This window comes from Parafrankia sp. Ea1.12 (genome assembly GCF_900465275.1).
GTDB classification, from domain to species: Bacteria; Actinomycetota; Actinomycetes; order Frankiales; family Frankiaceae; genus Parafrankia; species Parafrankia soli.
The window spans coordinates 1-217 of record NZ_UBIZ01000223.1 but is presented as its reverse complement, the minus strand read 5'-3'; the positions used below and the strand labels follow the sequence as shown (position 1 = coordinate 217).

Genomic DNA, 217 nt, shown 5'->3' with positions numbered 1-217 from the left:
ATGTGGTGCAGCTTGCGAACAAGATGCTCAATCTGGTGCGCCGCCGTCTGACCCGCACACACCGCGGCAGACGTGGCCGGGCCGGAGATCCGGAGTGGAAGGCCCGGCGCAAGCTGCTGCGCAACCGCGAAGACCTCACCGACGCTGAGTTCGAGCGGATGTGGAACCCGCTGATGGACCAGGGCCCGATCGGCCAGGCGCTGCTGGTGGCCCGAGA

1 protein-coding gene is annotated in these 217 nt (G+C 67.7%); it reads left to right on the top strand.

Annotated elements, in window-relative coordinates; genetic code table 11:
- A partial coding sequence (locus tag FMEAI12_RS08735) for a transposase (RefSeq protein ID WP_146776657.1) occupies window positions 1–217 on the top strand: 217 nt, incomplete at both ends.